Source organism: Acinetobacter sp. Colony158, from assembly GCF_019264745.1.
Classification (GTDB): Bacteria; Pseudomonadota; Gammaproteobacteria; order Pseudomonadales; family Moraxellaceae; genus Acinetobacter; species Acinetobacter ursingii.
In genome coordinates this window covers 402,107-418,212 of the sequence record NZ_CP078523.1, presented here as the reverse complement: position 1 = coordinate 418,212, position 16,106 = coordinate 402,107, and the positions used below count along the sequence as shown (strand labels likewise).

Genomic DNA, 16,106 nt, shown 5'->3' with positions numbered 1-16,106 from the left:
TTATTTCTATCAAAAATCTAATCTGATTAAAGTGTTTAGACCAAATAATAGAATATGTCACTTAGAATGATTGAATCAAAGAACAATAAATCTTAGAGATCATTTATTTTTAGACTGATATGTATTTGGCAAGACTTATAAATCAGCATTTAAAATGATAGAGGTAAGCTAAGCATGCTTATAGATGTAAAACGATATAAAGGGTTACTTGTAACTGTGATGGTTCTAGGCACTATGCCCCTGACTCATGCCGAAAACTGGCAAGTCAAACTAGGGGGAAGCTTTCTCGCGCCTGCACATGATAATGGTGTCTTGGCTGGTGCCAAAGCAGACGTCAGTAATGAATTTAATGCGACGCCATCAGTTGAATATTTTTTTGGAAATTCTCCATTTTCCGCAGAATTATTACTTGCCTTAGCACCGTTTCAGCATGATATTCAGTTAAATGGAGTGGATGCCGCCAAATTTAAACATTTACCGCCAACCCTGACTGCAAAATATCATTTTAGAAACTCCACACGTTTTACGCCTTATATTGGGGCAGGGCTTACCGTCGCGATTCCTTGGGATGAAAAATTAATTGGAAGTGATGCCAAGCTCAAAGCAGATGTCACTTATGGTTATGCAGGCCAGATCGGATTTAATTTTCAACCAGCAGATGCTAAAAACTGGGGTGTCTTTGCTGACGTACGTTATGCACAGGTTGAAAGTGATGTCAAACTTGATGGGCAAAAGATTGGACGACTGGATGTCAATCCTGTGGTTTACACTATCGGTTATAGTTATCGTTTTTGATATCAATTTAACTTGATGAAAATGCGAAGCTAAATCGCATTTTCATCGAGATTGATTTCTGCACGTTTTATTATTGTTTATGTGTATTGGACTTTAAATTTTGAGTAAAACCATTCATATCACCGCCTTGTAAGCCTAACTCATTCATCAAGCTATCAATTAAAGGCGCTTGAGAACGATAACGCAGCGCACTGTTCACCACTTGATCAGACAAAGACGTTTGCATATTTTCCTGACCTTCGCCTAGATTTGCGCCGGTTGCGAAACCATTTAAACCATTCACCTGCAAAATTTTGATGTCATCAATATTTTCCATCGGTTTAACGCTTTCACGAATAATTTCAGGTAGATATTTCATCAACGCAAGGCGAATTTGCATTTCGACCTGTTCAGTCGATAGAACATTAGATGCTTCATTGACCGCGCGAGTACCTTCGGCATCTACTTGATATTGTTTTTCCTGAGCCTGCGCGAGTAGCATTTTGGCATCAGATTCACCTTTTGCCTTTAAGCGTAATTTTTCCGCTTCAGCCTCTGCTGCAATACGTACCGCTTCAGCATCATCGACAGCGGCTTGTTTAGAGGCTTCTGCTGCTACCGTAATAGCAATTGCATCTTTTTCAGCCGCTTGCTTTGCTGCGACTAATTCGACCGCTTTTTCACGCTCTGCGCGTTGGGTTTCACGAACAGTTAATACTTCTTCTTCGGCTTTTACTGCGGCTGCGCGAGCCTGATCTGCCAACGCCTTGGCTTCAGATTCAGCACGGGACTTTTCAGCAATCGCAATCGCGCGATCTTGTTCCGCCAGTTCAATGGTTTTCTTTTGCTCAACCTGCGCTTTTTGAATCAATTGGGCTTTTAAAATATTTTCATTTTCGACATCACGAGCAGAAGCAATGCGTTTGATTTCAACTTCCCGTTCAGCCGCAATTCGTGCTTCTTCCGCTTCGCGTTTTTTTGCTGCTTCTTGCGACGCAATTTCTGCAAGTTGTTCAGCACGGCGAATCGAAATCTCGCGTTCTTGTTGCAATTTTGCATACTCTTCTTCACGCAAAATCTGCAATCGCGCCTGTTCAGTTTCAAGATTTTTGGCTTTAATTGCTAAATCTGCGTCCTGTTCAATGTCATTGCGCTTTTTACGACGGTCTTCAATGGTTTCAGTCAGTTTGGTCAAGCCTTCTGCATCAAATGCATTTTGCGGATTGAAAAACTTAAAGCTGGTCTGATCCAGTCCAGTCAAAGACACCGTTTCCAGTTCCAGACCATTTTTAAATAGATCTTCAGATACAACTTGCTGAACTTTTTGTACAAAATCTACGCGTTTTTCATGCAACTCTTCCATCGCCATTTCAGCGGCAACGGCACGTAAAGAATCAACAAATTTACCTTCAACCAGATCTTTGAGTTCCTGAGGAGACATAGTTTTTTTACCCAGCGTTTGGGCCGCTGTGGCAATCGATTCGGCAGTCGGTTTGACCCGTACATAAAACTCAGCCATGACATCGACACGCATACGATCACGCGTAATCAGTGCCTGATCAGCCGCACGTTTTACTTCAAGCCGCAAGGTGTTCATATTCACTGGAATAATTTCATGTAAAACAGGAAGTACGATTGCACCACCATTTAAAATGACTTTTTCACCCCCAAAGCCTGTACGCACAAAAGAAACTTCTTTGCTTGAACGTCGATAAAGACGGGCGATAATGATGCCAATAATCACAAGGGCAACAAGAATGATGCCAGCAAAAATGAGAATCTCAAAAAGAGCAGAATTAAACATATTATTGTCTCTTAATCATTTGTAAGTTGAGAAATCGCTTGAAAACCGAGTTTGGTTTTTCGAGTTAAAATAACGATTTGTCCCTGTTGAAAGCTTTCATCTTGTTCTGGTTCAACCAAGACATAATGTGTTTGTCCGAATTGATCTTTTACTTTAGCTTGAGCGGGCGAATTGGCTTGAGCAATCCCTAAAATAATTTTTGCTGGTTGCCCAATCAAATCTTCACTATAAATTGCTGTGGTTTCATCTTTTGGTATGATTTTGCTGACTAGAGCAGAAGCCCAACGTACAAAAGGCATTGACAAAAAAAGTACCGCAGGGGCAATCAGCCATACTGAAAAATAATGTTCAGTAAAGGTATAAAATGTTCCCTGTATGATAAAACCGGTCAGGGCATAAGTGGTAAGAAAAACAATTAACCAGATTAATAAAGGGATTCTGCCCAGATATAGCCAGTCAAAAAATTGCCAGAGCATGCCTTGATCGGCATCTAAATCGACATCAGGTTGGTAATCACTTAACTGCTCTGGAAGAAATTGATCTAAAACTTGAGATGAACCTCCAATCATAAGCAAGATAAGTTCAAGTATTCCAATGGCAAAACATAAAACTAAACTAATGCTGAAAATATAATTTGAAGGATGAGTAAACAAGTCCCACAACATAAAGCGGCTCTTTATCTTATTGAAATTAAATTATTGTTATTACTGTCTTTTCACAAGTAATTTAAAAACGATAACATTTATCATTTATAAAGTCTATTCTAAGTCTATCAATTTTATTCAATTTATTTTTTAAAGGTAATTTAAATAACAAAAGCCCTCAAATAAATAATTCTAATTTTTTTTTAATAAGTAGCAGACAATGCGTGAAATATATGATTTACTACTAGAGTAAATTTTAAACAAAAAAAAGCGCAATGATTGGGGTGATCATTACGCAGAACAACGAATCTGTTATAAACAGCTTCGGTTAAGGAGAAATGTCATGAAATTGGGGAAATTCATAACTTTCATGACTTATAGTAATTTTATAACTGACCAAATTCATTGGTATTCACGTTAAGTAGTGTTAAATCACGTTAATAAAGCGATTATTTTGTGAGCTGTATATCATTTAAATAATGTATTGCTATTTCTTTAAAGAAAATCATTCATAAAAAAGGCTCTTAATAATAAGAGCCTTTAAATAAGACAATGATTTAATTTAGAATTTAAATAAACCTAAACCATCTTTGACTTCATCTAATGTATTTTGAGTAATGATCCGGCATTTTTCAGTACCATCGCGTAATACATCCATAATGTAATCTGGATCTTTAGCTAATTCTTCACGACGTTCACGGATTGGGCTAATTAAATCTTTTAAAATTCCTTCAAGGCGCTTTTTCACCGTACCATCACCTAAACCACCGCGACGATAATGTGCTTTTAATTCTTCGACTTCTTCTGGATTTGGATCAAAAGCATCCAGATAAGTAAATACAATATTACCTTCAACCTGACCTGGATCTTCAATCCGCAGATGATTCGGGTCGGTATACATGGCATTAACTGCTTTTTTAATGTCTTTATCCGAAGCATTTAAGACAATGGTATTGCCCAATGATTTAGACATTTTGGCTTTACCATCAAAACCTGGTAAACGTGCCATGTTTGAAAGCAGGGCTTTACATTCAGGCAATAAGTCTTGACCGATTTGGCGATTGACGCGACGAACAATTTCATTGGTCTGTTCAATCATCGGGATCTGGTCTTCACCCACAGGCACTACAGTCGCTTTAAATGCGGTAATATCAGCCGCTTGTGCCACTGGATAGCATAAGAAACCAGCGGGAATATCGCGCTCAAAGCCACGCATCTGAATTTCAGATTTGATCGTTGGATTGCGCTCAAGACGTGCGACGGTCACAAAGTTCAGATAAAGCATGGTCAATTCATTCAGTGCCGGTAAGCAAGACTGAACGCAAATTGTGGTTTTAGCAGGATCGATGCCTACTGCTAAGTAGTCCAGTGCAACTTCTAGGATATTACGGCGTACTTTATCTGGATTATCTGCATTATCTGTTAAGGCTTGAGCATCTGCCAATAATAAATGTTGATGATGGCTGTCCTGTAAACCTACACGTGAGCGTAGTGAACCTACAAAATGGCCTAAATGAAGCTGTCCAGTGGGACGGTCGCCAGTCAAAATAATTGGACGATGATCAAGATTACTCATTCTCTATTCCAAAGTAGTATGAATCTACATATCATTAAACGATTGAATAGGCGACATTGTACGGCATAATTTTTTTTAATGTCAGTCACAATAAAAAAGAAGCCTAAAAAACCTAAGGAAAATTAAATGGCGAGTAGCTTACTTTTATTATTAGATGATATTGCCACTGTGCTGGATGACGTTGCCGTCATGAGTAAAATGGCAGCAAAAAAAACAGCAGGCGTACTGGGCGATGATTTGGCTTTAAATGCTCAACAGGTCAGTGGAGTACGCGCTGATCGTGAGCTTCCTGTGGTTTGGGGCGTGGCCAAAGGATCTTTTATTAATAAATTGATTTTGGTGCCTTTGGCATTGCTCATTAGTGTGATTGCGCCGTGGTTGATTAATCCTTTACTGATGATTGGTGGTTTATTCTTATGCTATGAAGGTGTTGAAAAAGTTCTTCATTCCTTACACCATAAAAAAGCAGCGACAGCGGAAGAAGCCGCAGAAAAATTGGTGAAAGATGAAACTGATTTAGTCACCTATGAAAAAGAAAAAATCAAAGGTGCGATTCGTACCGACTTTATCTTATCAGCTGAAATTGTGGTGATTTCTCTGGGGACGGTGGCAGCCGCATCTTTTATCTCTAAAGTGACGGTATTGAGTATCATCGCCATTATTATGACAGTGGGTGTATATGGTTTCGTTGCCATGATTGTTAAAATTGATGATTTAGGACTTTATTTGACGCAACAAACATCAAATGTAAAACAAAGCATAGGACGCGGTTTATTGGCATTTGCGCCAAAGTTGATGAAAACACTGACAATCGTGGGCACGATCGCAATGTTCCTTGTTGGAGGCGGTATTATTGCGCATACCATTCCATTGTTACATCACTTTACTGAAGATACCACAGACCATCTGGAGCTGATTCCAAACGTTGGTAATATTATTGGTGCAATCACCCCGACGTTGATCAATTTTGCAGTAGGGATGATTGCTGGTGTCGTCGTATTATTGGTTGTAAGCTTAATTCAAAAGCTGTGGCCTAAAAAAGTAACTTCATAGAGTTGAATGAAGTCATCATTATAATAAAAGATAAGAGGTGAATTATGCGCTGGAAAGGTCGTCGTATCAGTACCAATGTGGAGGATCGTCGTGGCGGCGGCGCTGCCAAAGCAGGTGGTATTAGTATTTTGGGTTTAATTGTTGCTTTTGTGGCATGGAAGTTTTTTGGTGTCGATCCACAAATGGCTTATCAGGCGACTAAAAGCGTTACTCAACAACAGCAGGTCAGTGATCAGGCTCCTCAACAACTGACACCTGAACAGGAGGAGGCTTCTGAATTTGTCGGCACAGTATTGGCAGATACCGAAGATACTTGGTCACCCATTTTTAAACAGTTAGGCGGAACTTATACTCCACCCAAATTGGTCATGTTTTCTGGCGCGATTCGTTCGGGCTGTGGTACAGCTCAAGCTGCAATGGGGCCGTTTTATTGTCCCGCAGATCAAAAAGTCTATATTGATACCGCTTTCTTTAAAGAGATGCGTCAGCAAATGGGAATATCGGGTGAGCAAAATCAAACTGAACTTTCCCGTCAAGATCAAGCAGGCGATTTTGCACAGGCTTATGTGATCGCACACGAAGTAGGGCATCATGTGCAAAATCTGCTTGGAATCTCTTCTCAAGTACAACAAGCACAGGCGCAAGGTAGTCGTACCCAAGGCAATCAGCTTTCGGTTAGATTAGAATTACAAGCTGATTGTTTTGCAGGAATATGGGCAAATCATAATCAACAAAGAACCCAATTTTTAGAGCAAGGTGATATCGAAGAGGCGATGGATGCCGCGCAAAAAATTGGTGATGACTATTTGCAAAAACAGGCAACAGGTCAGGTGGTACCAGACAGCTTTACCCATGGTACAAGTCAGCAACGTATGCATTGGTTTCAGGTCGGACTTAAAACGGGTGATTTAAATCAGTGTAATACTTTTGAATCCAATCTCTAATAAAAAATAAAGGGCTTATCTAAGCCCTTTATTTTTAAAATTTATTCATGTTCATTGTGCTGTGGAGGTGGATAACGGAATCCGCGAGTTTTGTAAGCTAAATAGCCGACTCCAATCGCAGCCCAAATCAAACCAATTTTCAGTGCAAGTTGATCGATTTCAAGCCACATCATAAATACACTGGCAAAACCAAGTACAGGAATGACGATATAATTAAAAATATCTTTGATATTTTTGGTACGTCCATCACGCAATGCATAGCGTGAAATCACTGAGAAATTGACAAAACTAAACGCAGTTAACGCACCAAAGCTAATCAGATTGGCGATATGTTCAAAATCAAGGAAACCTGCTGCAAGCGCCACCACCCCAACAATGATGATGTTATAGGTAGGTGTATAAAGCTTAGGACTAATATGTCCAAAGATTTTCTTGTTAATGACCCCATCACGACCCATCACATACATTAAACGTGAAACACCAGCATGGGCTGAAATCCCTGAAGCCATCACCGTGACAATGGCAAAATAAAGAATCACCGTTTGGAAAGTGATCCCACCGATTGCCAATAAAATTTCAGGCTGGGTTTCATCAATCTTCTTGAAGTAATTTGCAGGGTCACTCGGAAAGTAAATCTGCATAAAATAGGTGCTAATAATAAAGATCACCCCTGCAATTAATGCAGTCAGGAAAATGGCTTTAGGCAATACTTTTTCAGTGTCTTTGGTTTCTTCCGCCAAAGATGACAATGCATCAAAGCCAGTAAATGAGAAACACAGAATGGTTGCACCTGTGATCAGCGCACCAATTGATGTCATCTCATTCCAGAAAGGTGCGATGCTCCAGAGTTGGTATTGTGATTGATCTAAACTACCATCGGCATTCATGCCCTGAGTGAGCAGCAAATAGACTTTATACGTAAAGTAGAAAATGACACCAATCTGGATAAAAACAATCGTACTGTTAAAACGAGCCACAAAACGAGCACCAAACAAATTGACCACAGTCATAATGATGGTTAAGCCAATGACCCAAATCCAGTTATTGACATCTGGAAACAGCGCACGCAGATAAATATCGGCCAAAATAATATTGACCAACGGAGAGAGTAAATAATCGAGCCATGATGACCAGCCCACCATAAACCCGACATTGGGATGAATGGATTTTTGTGCATAGGTATATGCTGAGCCAGCAGAAGGATAACGCCTAATCATATGTCCATAGCTGATGGACGTAAGTAGGATTGCAATTAAAGCAAAAATATATGACGTTGGTACATGTCCATGGCTATCTTGTGATACGAGACCAAACGTATCAAATACAGTCATGGGCTGAATGTATGCCAAACCGATGATAATGATGTGCCATAGCACAAGATTTTTTTGCAGTTTAGCCGCAGGTTGAGTCCCAGTGTGAGTTGTCAACGGCGTATCCTCATAATCGTTGATCAAGGATCAGTCATGTCTGTTAAGGATCGTTTGAGACGAACGATCCCCCCTATATGAAAAAGTAAAGTGCGCCAATCTATCCTAAATCGATGCCTTTTGTCAGTAACTTTGTGGATTTTTTAGCAAATTTTTTGCCAATTTGCTAAAAATAATGATGAATGAAAATCATAAAAAAAGAAAAGAGTCTGAATGACTTGAGAATTCAGACTCTTACTTAGAGTAACAACAGCGAATGCGTTTTAAATTACCATGCTTTTTGTAAAATGGCTTTTAAATCGTCAAAGTTCGCTTCTTTGGGATTATAGATAATTGAACCATCATTGAGCGCTTTTTCTGCAATCTCATCAAGCTGTGCTTCTGTCACTTTACCTGTTTCACGTAAATTACGCGGCAATTTGGTCATCATGAATAAACGGTCACGCATGGCTAAAATAGTCGCAATGGCTTTTTCAGCACGAAGATGAGCAGGGGTTTGTGCATAAATATCTGCACCCGCCAATGGCAGTAACAATTCACCGATTTTGTTGCCATTTACTTCCTTATTGTACTCAAGCACATAGGGTAAGAACAAGTTCATGCAAAGACCATGCGGTAAGTGTGCAACAGCACCTAATGCATGTCCAAGCGAATGTACCAAACCGACCATAGAGTTAGAGAATGCAATTCCACCCATGGTTGAAGCTTGTGCCAACTCTAAACGACCTTGAGCATCGCTTGGATTTTCAATCACATTAAATAGATTTTCACTAATTTTTTTGATACCTGCACTTGCATAGGCATCGCTTAAAGGGTTGGCAGCTAGACAAGTATAAGCTTCAACACAGTGAGTTAATGCATCCATACCTGTCATTGCTGTTAGATGGGCAGGTAGGGTTTGCGTCATACGTGGATCAAGAATCGCCGCATGTGGCATGAGATAATAAGATGCAAATGCCAGCTTTACATTCTTTTGCGTATCTGAAACCACCGCAACCATGGTGACTTCTGAACCTGTCCCAGATGTGGTTGGAATCACAAAAAATGGTTTGAGTGGTTTAGGTAAATTATGTGCACCAGAATACTTGAGTAGATCGTTACCACCTTCAGACACTAAAATATTGGTTGCCTTTGAGGTATCGATCACAGAACCACCACCGACTGCAATAATTGCATCGCAGTTGTTGTCACGATAAAACTGGGCAGCATTACGGACGGTTTCCAGACTTGAATCTGGCGGTACATCATCAAAAATATAGCCAATTTCAGCATCAGTCGATGCAAAAGCCGTTTCAATCGGCTCAAGTAATTTATTTGCTCTTACGCCTTTATCTGTAATGATCATCGGGCGTTTTGAACCTAAAGTCGCAAGTTCAAAAGGAATGTGTTCTAAAGCAGCACTGCCTGCAATGACTTTAACTGGACAAAAAAATTCATAATACGGTTTAGCCATTTTATACACTCCGTTTTAAGTATGACTGTGCGACTTTCAGATAAATATTGGCTGCTTCGCTGAGTTTATCTTTCAAACTAAGTTCGGTTGGATATTGTTTTACGGCGAGCGATGCCACGACTTTTGGTAAAATTAGAGATTCCATTTTATTGAGGCAGCGTACCAGTCGAATTGCACTGGAGACATCGCCATCAGCAATCATACGGTCATTTGCAAATGCCTGTGCCGTACTTTCCTGAAATGAAAATACCATAAAAGCATGGGTTAAATGCTTGAACGTAATGGTCAAATCAGGTTTTCCCTGTTCAAGCGAAATCAGTTGCAATTTTTTATCTTCAGTCACTTTCGCGACAAATGCAGGCCCATTAGGGAATACATTCATGGATAAAACAAAGCCTACTGGAAATTTCGCCACTTCATTTTGTATTTCTTGATCGACCTGACTTGCCATCACGAGACCACGTCCAATCACATCCATCATGAGTTTGACGTAGCCCATTTGCAATGCGGGTTTTACGGTTTTACTTGAAATCACACGTTTATCCCTTTTAACATTCTAATTTTGAGTTTTAGAGTAATTACTCTAAATAGTTTTTTGGAAAAAATAAAGTAAATTATGCAGAGGTGACTTCTACGTCACTAAAGTAATGGGTGTTGTTAAAATATTCAACTACATCTGAAGCAAGCTGTTCAAACGTTGGATAATCTTGAACAAGGTCAGATAAGCGAACCATCTCCAGCCCCGCATAGCCACAAGGATTAATGGTTTGAAAGCCAGTTAAATCACAATCAATATTTAACGCTAATCCATGATAGCTGCGTCCACGTCGGATTTTAAAGCCGAGTGAGCCTATTTTACGTTCGTCCACATAAACGCCTGGTGCATCAGGTTTAGCATAGCCCTTGATTGCATATTTATTTAATAGATCAATCATCAACTGTTCTGCGAAGGAGACCAGTGTGCGGACATTCCATTTTAGACGATTTAAATCAAACATAAAATAAATCACCATTTGACCCGGGCCATGCCAAGTGACTTGCCCACCGCGATCGGACTGTACCACAGGGATATCAGTTGGAATTAAAATATGTTCGGGCTTGCCTGCTTGTCCCTGCGTGAGCACATTTGGATGTTGCAAAATCCAGAGTTGATCGGGCGTATTTTCATCCCGTTGTTCAGTCAGATTTTTCATTTCTTGAAAACGATCAGCATAAGGGGTCAAGTTTTGATATTGACGTATAGTCAAAGTTGGTTTGATTATGACGTTATTCACAAATGTCAGCCCTATGTTCAATCAAAATACTTGTTCATTATAAAGAAGTTAGTTATGAATAAAATCATGGATCACACTGATTTATATGTGATGTATGTAAATCATGAATAAAAAGCGCTATAAAATCATTCATAAATTGGTTGAGATGGTTGAAGAAGCAACTTTTATTTGATTAAAGACCTGATCATTGATTTTAGATTCTGTTCAGCCATAAAAAACACGCCTATAGGCGTGTTTTTTATTTCTCGCTTTGTTTTAGAGTGCAGTACGAATGTGTTCACATGCAGCCAAGTCAGCATATAAGGCATGTACTTGCTCAAGCTCATCAAAACGCAATTGCGCAGTAATCGAGTGATATTTTCCAGTGCGAGATGGTTGCACTTTGAGTGAATCGCCATCAAATTCTGGAAAATGTTTTTGCAAGATATCAATCACAGCAGTACGAAGCTCATCTCCCGCATTACCAATCAATTTGATTGGATAATCCATTGGAAAAACCCAAAGATGTTCTTGTAATTCGCGAGAAGGAGTACGGTCTAACATAACATTCTCCATATGAAATGCCTGCGAAAATGCAGGCATTGTTGTATGTATTTGAATATTAAATGGGGACAGTCACTCAAATTTCAAGTGACTGCTCATTGATTCAAATTAGTCATTTTCAAGGAACGAACGCAAGTGCTCAGAACGTGAAGGATGACGTAATTTACGCAGCGCTTTTGCCTCAATCTGACGAATACGCTCACGGGTAACGTCAAATTGTTTACCCACTTCTTCCAAAGTATGATCGGTTGGCATATCAATACCAAAACGCATTTTTAAGACTTTGGCTTCACGTTCAGTCAGATTTTCCAGCACTTCACGAGTGGCTTCTTTCAAGCCTTCTGAAGTCGCTGCATCCACTGGTGAAGTGATGTTTGAGTCTTCAATGAAATCACCCAAATGCGAATCTTCATCATCACCAATTGGTGTTTCCATTGAAATTGGCTCTTTGGCAATTTTCAACACTTTACGAACTTTGACTTCGTCCATTTCTAGACGTTCGCCTAATTCTTCTGGTGTCGGTTCACGACCCATTTCCTGTAATAACTGACGTGATACACGATTGATTTTGTTAATGGTTTCAATCATGTGGACAGGAATACGAATGGTACGCGCCTGATCCGCAATCGAACGGGTAATCGCCTGACGAATCCACCATGTTGCATATGTCGAGAACTTATAACCACGACGGTATTCAAACTTATCCACTGCTTTCATCAAACCGATGTTACCTTCCTGAATCAAATCAAGGAATTGTAAACCACGGTTGGTATATTTCTTGGCAATCGAAATCACCAGACGCAAGTTGGCTTCCACCATTTCTTTTTTGGCACGACGAGCTTTCGCTTCACCAACTGCCATGCGTTTAGAAATATCTTTGATCTCACGGACATGAAGATCGAGATCTTTTTCGATATCGGCAATTTTTTGCTGGAATGCCAAGACATCAGGACGAACTTTTTCTAAGTACGAACGCATTTCAGCAGGGGCTTTTGCAATCTGTTCATCGAACCATGCTGGATTAGATTCCTGACCAGGAAAGCTGGTACGGAACTGATTACGATCCATACGACCACGACGCACTGCATAACGCATGATTTCACGTTCATTGGCACGGATTTGTTCGTGCGTACCACGGATCATTTCTGAAATAATATCAAATAGACGTGGCGTAAATTTGAACATCATAAACACAGATGCAAGTGATTCTAAAGCTTCATTGGCTTGTTCACTGCTACGGCCATGTTGTTCAATCACCGCTTTGGTGTTATTCCACGCAGCTTCTAATTCTTCAAAACGAACTTTCGCAACTTCTGGGTCTGGACCAGATTCACCTTCAGAATCATCATCACCTTCAGATTCTTCGTCGTCGTCATCATCATCCAGTTTCACCTCTTTAGTGGTCTTAGATGAAGATTCTTCGTCTTCCTCCAGTTCAGCTTCTTCTTCAAGCACTTCTGGAATGTCTTCATCGGTTTCAGGATCAAGATAACCTGAAAGAATGTCGGCAAGACGACGTTCACCAGTTAAAAAGTCATTATATTCTTGTAATACAACTTCAACAGCATTTGGCCAGTAAGCGATTGAGTGCAAGACATCGCGGATACCTTCCTCGATACGTTTTGCAATGCTGATTTCACCTTCACGAGTCAGGAGCTCAACTGTTCCCATCTCACGCATGTACATACGCACTGGGTCAGTCGTACGCCCAGGCTCACTTTCAACCGATGCCAATACCGCAGCCGCTTCTTCTTCTGCAACTTCATCGGCAGCTTCGGTGGATTCGCCAAACATTGCATCATCAGATTCAGGCGCACGTTCATGCACAGGAATACCAACGTCCTGAAGCATCTGAATGATGTCTTCAATCTGTTCGCTTTCGGTAATTGAGTCTGGGAGATGATCGTTGACCTCAGCGTAGGTTAAGTAACCTTGTTCTTTGCCTCGGCTAATCAGAGCCGCTACTTGGGAAGTAGGGGAATGCATATCGCTCATCTTTGCTTACTCTTCGTTGAATCTGTGGCAGTAAAAAACCGTGCATGATAGCACAATTCGCTCTAAATGTTTTCGATTTGATCGGTTACATCTGAATTAAAAAATATATTTGATTTCACAGCTATTTTTTGAATATTGGGTTGGAATTGTTTTTTTCAAGTTATGTCATCCTAAATTTTTCATCAAGAATTATCGATAGACGTTAGCAAGAGTTTTATCAATATACAAATTTTTTGATGAAAAAAGATACAAATAATCCGCTAAAGTCGAAAAAAATAAAAAAAACTTGACATGCCAGATTAGGCAAGATAAATAGCGCCTAGACCTATTCACATTTTTTCACTACGAGGTAGTTTTAGTGTCTTCTACAGATTTTGAATTAGATGATAGCTACGGTGATGATGATGATGTTAGTTTTGATGAAGCATCAGGCAAAATCAGTGCAAAAGAGTCATTGGAAAAGCGACGTTTAATTGATGATCTTTTGGCACAACGCCGTTTAGAGCGTGAGTTAAAAGACTTTGATTATGACTTTGATGACGATGATCTGGATGACGAAGACTAATACAATCAGACACCGCATAGCGAACTGAAAATGTTATGCTATATGCTATTTATTGATAACACTGGATAAACAATGAGTACCTTGGATTTAGATCAATTAAGTGATTATCTTGATGGTGACCAAAATGAACATGGTCTGGATTTTGCGGCCACTCATGGTTTTCTGTGTGCGATTGCAGTTGGCCCGCAGTTTGATCGCTGGTTAGATGAGTTATTTGAAAGCAATCAGAAAAAAGTTCCTGCTGCGATTATTGAACAAATTAAACTTTGGCTAGATTCAATTCGTCAAAACTTGGCAAATGAAGAAGGGATTGAGTTTCCATTTGAAATTGAAGAAGCAGACGTGGATTCAAGTTTAGGCGACTGGAGCGTCGGTTTTGTCGATGCAATGTTCCTAAATGAAGAGGCGTGGTTTGCACCAGAATATGAAGAACAACTAGTGGATTTGACTTTGCCAATCATGGTGTTTAGTGGCATTGATGAAGAAGATCCTCAAATGGAATCTTTCCGTCGTAATGGTCAGTTGATGGACGAATTGGCGGAAGAAATTCCAGATAATTTAAATGAATTGTATCTGATGTATCACACGCCTAATTAAATGTTCACTTTACGAAGTGAAGCAAGGCAATAATAAAAGCACCTCAAACTGAGGTGTTTTTTATGCTTATATTTTCGTGCGAAGTAACCAGACTTTACTGCGAGGATGATCTCCTTTGTTTTTTTGCGCATCCACATATTGTTCTGTTAAACATTTGATGTCATAAACATGATGATAAAGCTGTTGAATCTCGTCAGATTCAACGGAAAATGGAGGCCCCTCAAAGCTGCCCTGATCATATTCATAACTGATCAGAAATTGAGGTGCCGCCTGACTGATCTGAATCAGGTGTTGTGCATATTGTTGTCTCATTTCATAAGGCAAGGCAATCAGCGCAGCACGATCATAAATCGCATCGACTTGTCCCAATTGTTTTTGAGTCAGATCAAAAAAGTCACCGACAAAAATATCGATTTGTGGATGTGAATAATGAATCAAATTATTTTGTTCTGACATTTCAAAATCAAATCCAAAATCTGTGTTGAGTTGTTCAATTAAAGCAACCACTGCAATTTGGCTGAGTTCAACTGCAATCACACGATAGCCTTGTTGGAGCAACCAGCGAATATCGAGTGTTTTACCACTTAAAGGCACAAAAACACGTGAATTAGGCTTTAAATTTAATTCATTAAAATATGAAACCATGAGCGGACTTGGCATAAATTGGTGAAATCCGATTCGATTTTCCTGCCAGCGCTGGTGCCAAAATTCGTGTTGCATAGTTACCTCGGTTTAATTTTATAAAATTTACGATAGAGCCACCATGCACAAAAGCATAAGGTAATGGCTAAAATGATATATCCTACCCGATGCATAATCGTAAACATCAGTTCTTGATTTTCACCAAAATAAAAACCGATGCAGGCTAAAAATGTGGTCCAGATAATGGTACCTAAACTGCTATACAGCATGAACTTGCTAAAAGGCATTTGACTCATGCCGGCAGGAATACTAATTAAAGAGCGAACCGCAGGAATCATTCGCCCCCAAAACACGATACGATGTCCATACCGTTCAAACCAATTCAGCGCTTTCTCTAAATCTTTTGATTGAATAAATAAGTATCGCCCGTAACGATCGACCCATCTAAACAGTGCCGTTTTTGGGATTTTACGACCAATGGCATACAAAACGGCAGCAGCCAATATCGACCCTATACTGCCTGCAATAATCACCCCTACAATCTGAAGCTGCCCACGAGAGGCGGTATAGCCCGCGCTCGGCATAATGACTTCTGAGGGAATGGGAGGAAAAACATTATCCAGAAACATCAAAAAAGCGATGCCAAAATAGCCCAGACTCTCAATGATCTGGATGATCCAATTGTCCATAAATATGTATTGGTAAATAAATTGATATTAAAGATTAAGTCGCTGTTTTTAAATCTTTCTTATGTAAATAAGCGGACTAAATTTTTTTTATACATTTCCCTACATAATCACGCATGTAACTTAAAG

The 16,106-nt window shown here is 39.7% G+C and carries 16 protein-coding genes; 5 read left to right on the top strand and 11 right to left on the bottom strand.

The window, feature by feature from the left end:
- Window positions 1-174: 174 nt before the first annotated feature.
- Entirely contained in the window at window positions 175-795 is a 621-nt protein-coding gene (locus JR005_RS01370) for an OmpW/AlkL family protein (RefSeq protein ID WP_218665451.1), read from the top strand.
- Between the two features lie 70 nt (window positions 796-865).
- On the opposite strand, the gene JR005_RS01365 is transcribed toward JR005_RS01370, so the two are convergent.
- From JR005_RS01365 to trpS, 3 genes are all read right to left on the bottom strand, one after another.
- Window positions 866-2,578, bottom strand: a complete 1,713-nt coding sequence (locus JR005_RS01365; protein ID WP_218665450.1) for a flotillin family protein — start codon at window positions 2,576-2,578, stop codon at window positions 866-868.
- An 11-nt stretch (window positions 2,579-2,589) separates the two neighbouring features.
- Entirely contained in the window at window positions 2,590-3,243 is a 654-nt protein-coding gene (locus JR005_RS01360) for a YqiJ family protein (protein WP_004990677.1), read from the bottom strand.
- A 541-nt stretch (window positions 3,244-3,784) separates the two neighbouring features.
- On the bottom strand, window positions 3,785-4,798 hold the full coding sequence (gene trpS, locus JR005_RS01355; protein ID WP_218665449.1) for a tryptophan--tRNA ligase: 1,014 nt from the start codon (window positions 4,796-4,798) through the stop codon (window positions 3,785-3,787).
- Between the two features lie 126 nt (window positions 4,799-4,924).
- Between trpS and JR005_RS01350 the strand changes: the two genes are divergently transcribed.
- Together JR005_RS01350 and JR005_RS01345 are read left to right on the top strand one after the other, a co-directional pair.
- Window positions 4,925-5,851, top strand: a complete 927-nt coding sequence (locus JR005_RS01350; protein WP_218665448.1) for a DUF808 domain-containing protein — start codon at window positions 4,925-4,927, stop codon at window positions 5,849-5,851.
- Window positions 5,852-5,895: 44 nt separating this feature from the next.
- Complete coding sequence (locus tag JR005_RS01345; RefSeq protein WP_218665447.1) at window positions 5,896-6,795, top strand: neutral zinc metallopeptidase; 900 nt, start codon at window positions 5,896-5,898, stop codon at window positions 6,793-6,795.
- A 41-nt stretch (window positions 6,796-6,836) separates the two neighbouring features.
- Here JR005_RS01345 and JR005_RS01340 read toward each other — a convergent pair whose 3' ends face one another.
- From JR005_RS01340 to rpoD, 6 genes are all read right to left on the bottom strand, one after another.
- Window positions 6,837-8,222 (bottom strand): APC family permease, encoded by a 1,386-nt coding sequence (locus tag JR005_RS01340; protein ID WP_004990667.1) that lies wholly within the window; start codon window positions 8,220-8,222, stop codon window positions 6,837-6,839.
- Between the two features lie 268 nt (window positions 8,223-8,490).
- Window positions 8,491-9,675: an iron-containing alcohol dehydrogenase gene (locus JR005_RS01335; RefSeq protein ID WP_005003035.1), complete on the bottom strand. Its 1,185-nt coding sequence runs from the start codon at window positions 9,673-9,675 to the stop codon at window positions 8,491-8,493.
- A 1-nt stretch (window position 9,676) separates the two neighbouring features.
- Window positions 9,677-10,210, bottom strand: a complete 534-nt coding sequence (locus tag JR005_RS01330) for a hypothetical protein (RefSeq protein WP_004996280.1) — start codon at window positions 10,208-10,210, stop codon at window positions 9,677-9,679.
- 79 nt (window positions 10,211-10,289) lie between these two features.
- Window positions 10,290-10,949 (bottom strand): lipoyl(octanoyl) transferase LipB, encoded by a 660-nt coding sequence (gene lipB / locus JR005_RS01325; protein ID WP_218665446.1) that lies wholly within the window; start codon window positions 10,947-10,949, stop codon window positions 10,290-10,292.
- A 255-nt stretch (window positions 10,950-11,204) separates the two neighbouring features.
- A complete protein-coding gene (locus JR005_RS01320) occupies window positions 11,205-11,492 on the bottom strand; it encodes a YbeD family protein (protein WP_004990660.1) in 288 nt (95 codons plus the stop codon).
- 108 nt (window positions 11,493-11,600) lie between these two features.
- Complete coding sequence (rpoD, locus tag JR005_RS01315) at window positions 11,601-13,487, bottom strand: RNA polymerase sigma factor RpoD (protein WP_218665445.1); 1,887 nt, start codon at window positions 13,485-13,487, stop codon at window positions 11,601-11,603.
- A 358-nt stretch (window positions 13,488-13,845) separates the two neighbouring features.
- Between rpoD and JR005_RS01310 the strand changes: the two genes are divergently transcribed.
- Together JR005_RS01310 and JR005_RS01305 are read left to right on the top strand one after the other, a co-directional pair.
- Window positions 13,846-14,052 (top strand): PA3496 family putative envelope integrity protein, encoded by a 207-nt coding sequence (locus JR005_RS01310; protein WP_004990657.1) that lies wholly within the window; start codon window positions 13,846-13,848, stop codon window positions 14,050-14,052.
- A 72-nt stretch (window positions 14,053-14,124) separates the two neighbouring features.
- Window positions 14,125-14,649 carry a YecA family protein gene (locus tag JR005_RS01305; protein WP_004990656.1) on the top strand — a complete coding sequence of 175 codons (525 nt, stop codon included), beginning with the start codon at window positions 14,125-14,127 and terminating at the stop codon, window positions 14,647-14,649.
- 66 nt (window positions 14,650-14,715) lie between these two features.
- On the opposite strand, the gene tmpT is transcribed toward JR005_RS01305, so the two are convergent.
- Window positions 14,716-15,369 (bottom strand): thiopurine S-methyltransferase, encoded by a 654-nt coding sequence (tmpT, locus tag JR005_RS01300; RefSeq protein ID WP_218665444.1) that lies wholly within the window; start codon window positions 15,367-15,369, stop codon window positions 14,716-14,718.
- 2 nt (window positions 15,370-15,371) lie between these two features.
- Window positions 15,372-15,980, bottom strand: a complete 609-nt coding sequence (locus JR005_RS01295) for a DedA family protein (RefSeq protein WP_004996291.1) — start codon at window positions 15,978-15,980, stop codon at window positions 15,372-15,374.
- Window positions 15,981-16,106: the final 126 nt, after the last annotated feature.